Origin of the sequence: Streptomyces apricus (genome assembly GCF_008369065.1) — a bacterium.
GTDB classification, from domain to species: Bacteria; Actinomycetota; Actinomycetes; order Streptomycetales; family Streptomycetaceae; genus Streptomyces; species Streptomyces apricus.
On sequence record NZ_VDFC01000033.1, the window covers coordinates 25526 to 33787 of the forward strand.

7 protein-coding genes are annotated in these 8262 nt (G+C 72.8%); 2 read left to right on the plus strand and 5 right to left on the minus strand.

What is annotated here, in order from left to right:
• Positions 1-126: 126 nt before the first annotated feature.
• A complete protein-coding gene (locus tag FGF04_RS11100) occupies positions 127-1119 on the plus strand; it encodes an alpha/beta hydrolase (protein WP_149511124.1) in 993 nt (330 codons plus the stop codon).
• Between the two features lie 77 nt (positions 1120-1196).
• Here FGF04_RS11100 and FGF04_RS11105 read toward each other — a convergent pair whose 3' ends face one another.
• From FGF04_RS11105 to FGF04_RS11125, 5 genes are all read right to left on the minus strand, one after another.
• The gene (locus FGF04_RS11105) at positions 1197-1502 is read right to left on the minus strand and encodes a DUF5133 domain-containing protein (RefSeq protein WP_328596287.1); all 306 of its coding nucleotides are present in this window, start codon (positions 1500-1502) and stop codon (positions 1197-1199) included.
• A gap of 78 nt (positions 1503-1580) precedes the next feature.
• Positions 1581-3047, minus strand: a complete 1467-nt coding sequence (locus tag FGF04_RS11110) for an aminotransferase class I/II-fold pyridoxal phosphate-dependent enzyme (protein WP_149511126.1) — start codon at positions 3045-3047, stop codon at positions 1581-1583.
• A gap of 212 nt (positions 3048-3259) precedes the next feature.
• On the minus strand, positions 3260-4453 hold the full coding sequence (locus FGF04_RS11115; protein ID WP_149511127.1) for an amidohydrolase: 1194 nt from the start codon (positions 4451-4453) through the stop codon (positions 3260-3262).
• Positions 4454-4478: 25 nt separating this feature from the next.
• A complete protein-coding gene (locus tag FGF04_RS11120; protein ID WP_149511128.1) occupies positions 4479-5282 on the minus strand; it encodes an SDR family NAD(P)-dependent oxidoreductase in 804 nt (267 codons plus the stop codon).
• Positions 5283-5322: 40 nt separating this feature from the next.
• The gene (locus FGF04_RS11125; RefSeq protein WP_149511129.1) at positions 5323-5649 is read right to left on the minus strand and encodes a plasmid stabilization protein; all 327 of its coding nucleotides are present in this window, start codon (positions 5647-5649) and stop codon (positions 5323-5325) included.
• A gap of 315 nt (positions 5650-5964) precedes the next feature.
• On the opposite strand from FGF04_RS11125, the gene FGF04_RS11130 reads away from it, so the two are divergent.
• On the plus strand, positions 5965-8016 hold the full coding sequence (locus FGF04_RS11130) for a phosphocholine-specific phospholipase C (protein ID WP_149511130.1): 2052 nt from the start codon (positions 5965-5967) through the stop codon (positions 8014-8016).
• The last annotated feature ends 246 nt before the right edge of the window (positions 8017-8262 follow it).

Below are 8262 nucleotides of genomic sequence, written 5' to 3' on the forward strand. Positions count from 1 at the left end.
CCGCCCTGCCCCGCCCCGCGACCGTCCGACGCCCTGCTGCCCGACACCCGCTGCCTGGCGTGCCGCCGCCCGACGCCCTGCCGTTCGGCGCCGTGCCGTTCGCCGCCGCCCCGAAAGGCCACGACCATGACTCTGCCGCGCCCCGCCCTGGACCCCGAACTGAGTGAGCTCCTCGCCGGTATGCCGCTGGTGCCGCAGCTAGACGCGGACACGCTCGCGCACCTGCGCCGGCTGCCCCCGACACCCGTGGAGTCCCTGCTCGCAGGCCGGTCCGCCGAGCACCGCGAGGTCACCGTGCCCGCCGGGGACAGTACCCCGATCCCCCTGTCGATTTTCAGCCCCGCGCACGCCGGTCGCGCCGACGCCACCGCCACGGCCGCAGCCGCAGCCGCCCCCTGCGTCTACTGGATGCACGGTGGCGGGATGGTCATGGGCGACCGCTTCTCGCAGATCGACATCCCGCTGGAGTGGCTCGACGCCTTCGGCGCGGTCGTGGTCTCCGTGGACTACCGGCTGGCCCCCGAGGCCACCGGCACCGCGCTGGTCGACGACTGCCACCGGGGGTTGCTGTGGATCGCGGAACACGCCGCGGAACTGGGCGTCGACCCCTCCCGGATCGTGGTCGCGGGCGCCAGCGCCGGCGGCGGCCTCGCCGCCGGTGTCACCCTGCTGGCCCGCGACCTCGGCACCCCGGCGATCGCCGGGCAGCTGCTGATCTGCCCCATGCTCGACCACCGCAACACCAGCACCTCCAGCCGCCAGTACTCCGGCGGACCCGGCGTCTGGACCCGCGAGATGAACGAGTTCGGCTGGCGGGCCGTGCTCGGCGGCGCCGCGGACGGCGAGGTGTCCCCGTACGTGTCACCCGCGCTGGCCGGCGACCTGGCGGGCCTGCCCGCCACCTATGTCGACACCGGCTCGGCCGAGGTCTTCCGCGACGAGGACGCCGACTACGCCACCCGCATCTGGGCGGCCGGCGGCCAGGCCGAACTCCACGTCTGGTCCGGCGCCTTCCACGGGTTCGACGCCCTGTTCCCGCAGGCGCGCCTCTCGGCCACGGCCCGCCGGACCCGCACCGCATGGCTCGCCCGCCTCCTGTCCACGCCCGACCCCACCTGACACCACCGACGGCACCGACGGCACGACGCAGTGGTGCCCCCTCCGAGAACGGAGGGGGCACCACGGGACGTGCGGGTTCAGGCCGCGAGGATCGGGTCCTCCGGGAGGGCGTCCTGGAGGACCTCCTGCGGGGTCTCCGCCTCCGGGCGCTTGGCCGTCGCCAGGATCTCGTCCGCCGCCGCGACCGCGTCGGTGATCGCGGACGTCCCCGTCATCACGCACAGCGTGTACGAGACGTCCGCCAGCTCCTGCTCCCACTTCGGGTCGGACGCGTGCGCGAGGGCGATGCGTGCGCTCGCGTAGCGGGCGAGAAGGGTTCTCACGGAGCGCGGATCCGGCTTCAACACGACCACAGATTCCTCCCAGGCACTCATCGGTGTCATCCGTGTGCCCCCTTAACACCGCTTCATGCCGAACTCGTGGGCGGTTCGTCGCCGGTCCGTGTTCAGAAGGTGTACGGATCAGTCCTCGATCGCCACCCGTACGCTCCTGACCTCGGTGTCGGTGGCGTCCGGCACGACCATGCCCGCGTCGACGCCGGTGCGCAGATAGCGCAGCAGATCGGCATTCAGGCGCTCCCCGGGCAGCGCGGCGGGGATGCCGGGCGGGTAGGGGGTGAGCATCTCCGCGGTGACCCGCCCGACCGCCTTCTCCCAGGGCACCTGCTCGGTCGGCCCGAAGAACGCGTCGCGCGGGAGCGCGGTCTGCTCCAGCCGCAGCTGTTCGGGGTCCGGGACGTCGACCTGCCGCGCGGGCCGCAGCTCGTGCGCGTGCGCGGCGACGTCGCGCAGGGCCGTGAGGAGGGTCTTCGCGGAGTCCTCGTCGTCGGCGTGGGTCAGCTGGGCGCTGATGCGGCGGTGGTCGCTCAGGTGCAGGTTGACCTGGTGGTGCTCGCGCAGCCAGTCGGCCGCCCGGTAACCCGTCGTGCCCAGCGCGGTGATGTCGACGACGATCTGGAGGGGGTCCATGTCCGACGCGAGCCCCGTCCCGCAGAAGTCGCCCCGCCCGTGCACGTGCATGCCCTCGATGCCGGCGATCCGGTCCCGTACGGAGGCGGCGAGGGCCAGCGCGTCGTCGTACAGGGCGTGGCCGTGCTCCACCATCTGCCGGCGCCATCCGTCCAGGGCCGCGTAGACGAGCACGGACGGGCTCGTCGTGCCGAGCAGGTCCTGGCGGCTCTTGAGCACCTCGGGGTGGATCAGGTCGCCCTGGAGGTGGAAGACCGAGCCCTGTTCGAGGCCCGAACCCATCTTGTGCACCGAGGTCACGCAGACGTCGGCCCCGGCGTCCATGGCCCAGGTCGGCAGGTCCGGGTGGAACGGCAGGTGCGCGCCCCAGGCCTCGTCCACGATGAGCGGCTTGCCGCGCTCGTGGCAGACCCGTGCGACGGCGGCCAGGTCGGAGCAGGTGCCGTACGGGGTGGGCCCGGTGACGAGCGCGCCCTTGGCGTCCGGGTGCTGCGCGAACGCCGCCTCGAACGCCTCCGCGGACGGCGGGTGCGCCAGGTGCAGCCGGGAGTCCCACTGCGGTGAGACCCAGACGGGCCGGATGCCGGACAGGATCAGCCCCGAGATCACCGCCTTGTGCGCGTCACGCCCCACCAGCAGTTTCTCGTGCGGTCCGGCCACCGACAGCATGGCCGCCTTGACCGACAGGGAACTGCCGCAGGTCGAGAAGAAGGTGTGGTCGGCCCCGACGGCGTCCGCCATGAGGGCCTGCGCCTCCTCCACGACACCGTGGGAGGACGTCCGGTCGTCCAGTCCGCTGGTCGCCACCATGTCCGCACGGAAGACGGCGTCCCCGAGCACCGCACGGACCCGGGGGTCGGCGCCCCGTCCCTGTTTGTGGCCCGGCGGGGTGAAGGGGGTCTGCCCCTCGGCGTGGTACGCCGCCAGGGCTTCGAGTACCGGCGCTTTCGAGTGGTCCATGTCCTGCGCCTGCCCTTGCCTTTCCGATGGGAAACGGTCTGCCGCTCCGGCTGCGGCCGTGCGGGTGAAGGACGCCGATCATGTGTCGTCGCAGCCACGTGTTGCCGCAGCCACCTGTTGCCACAGTCGCGCGTCACCGCGGCTGCGCGTCACCGCAGCCGCGCGGCGCCGCGGTCTTCGGCCGTCGCGGCCTGCGGCCGTCGCGCGGCGCGCTACAGCCCCGCGGCCGCCTTCTCCCGCAGGCACCGCCACGCCCGCTCCCCGATCTCCGGGACGAGCAGGACGTCCGCCGCCGTGCAGGCCAGCGCCTGCGCCGCCGCGAGCAGGGCGGTGCGCCCCCCTTCCCCGGCGGCGGCCTCGGCGAACTGCGGGGTGTGGTCGCTGCCGGACGCGTCCATGATCGCGACGAAGGGGTGGATGGCGGGGACCCGCGTACTGACGTTGCCGATGTCCGAGGAGCCGAGGTAGACGCCCGGTTCGGGCTCCCGCGAGGGGAGGCCGGCCCGGGCGAGGTGCTGCGCGAACCGGCCGGACAGCACGTCGTTGTCGCGGAAGTGCTCGTACCCGTCCGTGACCCGGGCCGTGTCGACGGTGGTGCCCGTGGAGTGCGCGACGCCCCCGGCGCAGTGCGCCAGCTCGGCCTCCAGGTCGTCGAGCGCCGCCGTGGTGCCGCCGCGCAGCCCGAACAGGCCCTCGGCGAACGCCGGCACGATGTTGGTGGCCCTGCCGCCCTCCGTGACGATGCCCTGGACGTGCGATCCGGGCGGCAGGCGCCGGCCCAGCACGGCGAGCGTGTTGAACAGCTGGATCAGCGCCGCCAGCGCGTCGATGCCCTCGGTCGGGTTGCCCGTCGGGTGCGCGGCGCGGCCGTGGAAGCCCACCCGGATCTGGCGCTGCGCGGTCAGCGGCGCCCAGGTCCAGGTGTGCACGCCCGGGTGGAACATCAGGGCCGCGTCGACGCCGTCGAAGACCCCCGCATCGGTGAGCGTCACCTTGCCGCCGCCGTCCTCCTCGGCGGGGGTGCCGACCGCGAGCAGCGTGCCGTCCACCCGCTCCAGCGCGTCGCGCAGCGCCAGGGCCGCGCCGAGGCCCGCTGCGGCGATCAGGTTGTGCCCGCAGGCGTGCCCGAGCTCCGGCAGGGCGTCGTACTCCATCAGCAGCGCGACGCAGGGCCCGTCGCCGTCCCCCGTGCGGGCGGTGAACGCCGTGGGCAGGCCGGCCACGCCGCGTTCGACGAGGAAGCCCTCCCGCTCGAAGTGCCCGGTCAGCAGCTCCACCGCCCGGTGCTCCCGGAAGGCGAGCTCCGGCGAGCGGTGCAGTTCCAGGGCGACCTCCCACAGGAGGCCGGCCCGGGCGGCCACCTCCCGTCCGATACGGGCGTACGCGTCCTCGGGCGTGATCGGCATGCCGGCCCCCAGCGAGCTCGAACGTTCAGTTCCCGGAGTCGCCCGACCCCGGTTCGGCCATCTTGCGGTGCGCCTGGGCCTTGGCCGCGTCGGGCAGCACCTTGTCGGCCACGCCCTGCGCCTTGGTCTTGACGGAGCCTGCGACGAGCTTGTCCTTGCCGGCGAAGAGCGCGTCCAGTCCCTGCCGGGCGACCTGGGCCGGGTCGTCCTTCTTCTGCTGTCCGATCTTCGTGTCGTCCATGTCGGCACGGTGGAAGAAGTCGGTCTCGGTCGGGCCGGGCATCAGCGAGGTCACCGTGATGCCGGTGTCCTTGAGTTCGTTCCGCAGGGCCTCGGTGAAGGACTGCAGGAACGACTTCGAGGCGTTGTAGACCGCCTGGAAGGAGCCGGGCATCGTCGAGGCGATCGAGGAGGTGACCAGGATGCGGCCCGCGTCCCGGACGACCATGTCCCGTACGACGCGCTTGGCCAGGTGCACCGTCGAGCGGACGTTGAGGTCGACGATCTCCAGTTCGTCCGCCAGGTCGGTGTCGACGAACGCGCCGCCGCGTCCCACACCGGCGTTCAGGGCGACGACCTCCAGCGGCCGGCCCAGCGTCGAGGCCGCCGCGAAGAGGGCCTCGGTCTCCTCGGGGACGCGCAGGTCGGCCTGGACGACCTCCACCTCGGCGCCCGCCTCGCGGATCCGCCGGGCCGCGTCCTGGAGCCGTACGGAGTCCTCGGCGTTGACCACGAGGTCGTAGCCGCGCTCGGCCAGCTGCCTGGCCAGCTCGAAACCGATGCCGCTGGAGGCGCCCGTGACCAGGGCCAGGGGCTTGTCGTCGCTCATGGGGTCTCTTTCCTCATGTGGCTCGCTGTGTGGCTCGCTCTCAGCGGCCCAGTGCCTTGCTGAGCTGCTGCTTGTTCATCGACGAACGGCCCTCGATGTTCTTCTTCTTCGCCTCCTCGTACAGCTGGTCCCGGGTCGGTCCCTGGGCGCCGCTGTGCGAGCGCTGACCGCCCCGCTGGGAGGAGGACTTCGGGTCGCGGGTGGACGTCCTGCTCGCCGTCCTCGACTCCCCGGAGCGGGCGCGTTCCTTGTTGACGGTGCGGGCGGCGATCTCCTCCGCGCGCTTCTTGGGGGTGCCGCGCTTCTCGGCGCCCTCCTTGATGTGCTCGTACTGGCGCTCACGCTTCGGGCTGGATCCTGCGGGCACGGCACTCTCCTTGTCGTTGCGGGAACCGACGGTGCGGCGGACCGGCACGGCCCGCCGCACCAGCGGGTACCCCCACCTCACTCGCAAAACCGGCGGTCCGCCACGCGGGGGCGTCCCGACAGGCGACCGGCACCTCACGTACCGCCGTCCTTCACACAGGGGCCACGCCACCCTTCCCTGACGTTCGGTGCTCTTGGAACACTCCTTGCGCACACGTACCGGCCCGCCCGGCCCGTCCGTCCGCGAGTGGACCCGTGGTCGCCCGTGGTCACCCGTAGTCGCCCCGTACCGTCAGCCCGAGAGGTCCCCCCAGCCATGACCGAAGTGAATCGGCGCCGTTTCCTGCAACTCGCGGGCGGCACCGCGGCGTTCACCGCGCTGTCGCAGAGCATCGCCAAGGCGGCCGCGATCCCCGCGAGCCACCGCAGCGGCACCATCGAGGACGTCGAGCACGTCGTCGTCCTCATGCAGGAGAACCGGTCCTTCGACCACTACTTCGGCGCGCTGCGCGGGGTGCGCGGCTTCGGCGACCCGCACCCCGTCACGCTCGACAACGGCAAGTCCGTGTGGCACCAGTCGGACGGCACCAGGGACCTGCTGCCCTTCCACCCGGAGGCCGACGACCTCGGCATGCAGTTCCTGGAGGGCCTGCCACACAGCTGGCCCGACGGGCACGCCGCCTACAACGGCGGCAAGTACGACAAGTGGGTCCCCGCGAAGGGTGCCACGACCATGGCGTACCTGACCCGCGAGGACATCCCGTTCCACTACGCGCTCGCCGACGCCTTCACCGTGTGCGACGCCTACCACTGCTCGTTCATCGGCTCCACCGACCCGAACCGCTACTACATGTGGACGGGCTTCACCGGCAACGACGGCAAGGGCGGCGGCCCCGTCCTCGGCAACGACGAGCTGGGCTACGACTGGACGACCTACCCCGAGCGCCTGGAGGAGGCCGGGATCTCCTGGAAGGTCTACCAGGACGTCGGCGACGGCCTGGACGCGGCCGGCTCCTGGGGCTGGATAGCGGACGCCTACCGCGGCAACTACGGCGACAACTCGCTGCTCTACTTCAACAAGTACCGCAACGCTAAGGCCGGCGATCCGCTGTACGACAAGGCCCGCACCGGCACCGACGCCCGCAAGGGCGAGGGCTACTTCGACCGGCTGCGCGCCGACGTGCTGGGCGGGAAGCTGCCGCAGGTCTCCTGGATCGCCGCGCCCGAGGCGTTCTCCGAGCACTCCAACTGGCCCTCCAACTACGGCGCCTGGTACATCTCCCAGGTCCTGGAGGCGCTCACCGCCGACCCGGAGGTATGGGCGAAGACGGCCCTGTTCATCACGTACGACGAGAACGACGGCTTCTTCGACCACCTGGTGCCGCCGCTGCCGCCGGCCTCCGCCGACCGGGGCAGGTCCACCGTCGACGTCGGCCCGGACCTCTACCCGGGCAGCGCGAAGTACGTCGCCGGTCCCTACGGCCTGGGCCCGCGGGTGCCGATGCTCGTCGTCTCGCCGTGGAGCAAGGGCGGTTACGTCTGCTCCGAGACCCTCGACCACACCTCGATCCTGCGGTTCCTGGAGCGCCGCTTCGGCGTCGAGGAGCCGAACATCTCGCCCTGGCGCCGCGCGATCTGCGGCGACCTGACCTCGGCCTTCGACTTCTCCCGCAAGGACAGCAGGCCGGCCGACCTGCCGGACACGGACGCGTACGAGCCGCAGGACAAGGACCGGCACCCCGACTACAAGCCGACTCCGCCCGCCGACCCGGAGCTGCCCCGCCAGGAGCGCGGCCTGCGGCCCGCCCGGCCGCTGCGCTACGCCCCGTGGATCGACGGCTCGGCCGACGCGAGGACGGGGAAGTTCACGCTGACCTTCGCCTCCGGCAAGAAGGCCGGGGCCTCCTTCCACGTGACCTCCGGGAGCCGCACCGACGGCCCCTGGACCTACACCACCGAGGCGGGCAAGACGCTCTCGGACACCTGGAACTCCGCGTACTCCGGGGGCTCGTACGACCTGACCGTGCACGGGCCCAACGGCTTCCTGCGCGTCTTCAAGGGCCCGGGGAGGACGGCCGGGCCCGAGGTCACCGCCCGGCACGACGGGGACGACATCGAGCTGACGTTCACCAACGGGGGCGCCCGCACGGTGAACCTGGAGCTGACCGACGGCTACGGCGGCAGGTCCCGGACGTTCCGGGTGCGGCCCGGCGCGACCGTCCGGCACACCGTCGACCTGCGCGCAGGCAGGCGCTGGTACGACCTCACCGTCACGTCGGACGCGGACGGTTCGTTCCTGCGCCGGTTCGCCGGGCACGTCGAGAACGGCCGGCCGGGCGTCAGCGACCCGGCGATCGCCGCGGCCTGAGCGGGCTGCAGCCGCCCCGTCGGCCACGTTGTCGGCCACGCCCAGGGCGGGCCCGACGGGGCGGCGACGGGAAAGGGCGGCCACGGACATCCGTGGCCGCCCTTCCCCGTGTCCGCGGTGGACCGACCGGAGCTACAGCGGCGTGAGGTGCCCCGGCTTCGGCTGCCGGGGGAGCAGCGGCGGCGGCTCGTACGCGGCCGGGCCGGTCCCGAGCGCGAGGACCGCGGCCACCGGATGCTCCTCGTC